The sequence below is a fragment of the Streptomyces sp. A1136 genome (assembly GCF_004795055.1).
In the GTDB taxonomy this organism is placed as follows: Bacteria; Actinomycetota; Actinomycetes; order Streptomycetales; family Streptomycetaceae; genus Streptomyces.
On the sequence record NZ_SSBJ01000199.1, the window covers coordinates 1 to 658 of the forward strand.

Here is a 658-nt window from a genome sequence, read left to right on the forward strand (position 1 = left end):
GACCAGCAGCAGGCCGGCGGCCACGATCAGCGCCGCGTACAGCGAGGCGGGTGCGGGCGCCGGGATCGGCGGCGGCGGGGGCGGTTCGAAGTGCTCGTCAGGGCGGTCGAGCACCGCCGGCTCGTGCGGGGGAGGAGGCGGTGCGTCGGACGGCCGGTCGGTCACCGCCGAGCGGCCGCTCTCCGCCTCGAAGGCCGAGACGATGCGCGCCCACTCGGCGTCCTCGTCCAGGTCGGAACGGACGGCGGCACGGTCGGGCGCCGGCTCGCGACGGCGGTTGTCGGCGGCATGCCCTCCGTCGGCCCCGGGCGGCGCGTGCTCGTCCACCAGACCGCGCGCCTCCGCGCGGCGGGACCGGTCGACGAAGAGCCGGTCCAGCGGCGGGCTGGGGAGGAAGACCGTGCGCGTGTACGGGCCGACGTCGGCCGAGGGCTCCAGGTACGCGGGGATGCCGGCGGCCTGCAGGACGTCGAGCAGATGCTCGCCGACCCGCGGGTCGACGTCGCGCAGCGGGCTCCAGAGCGTCGCGTCCAGGCCGTTGTCCCGGCGGCCGCGGCCCCGCCGCCCGCTCACCGTGCCTCCACGGCTGCGGCTCCCGTGCCCGGGCGGGGCGCGGTCATGTGGACCCCGCCGCCGGCGCCTCGCCGGCGGTGGTCCG

The 658-nt window shown here is 78.9% G+C and carries 1 pseudogene; it reads right to left on the reverse strand.

Annotated elements, in window-relative coordinates:
• A pseudogene (locus tag E6R62_RS38050) lies at positions 1-573 on the reverse strand (hypothetical protein); the annotation flags it as partial.
• Positions 574-658: the final 85 nt, after the last annotated feature.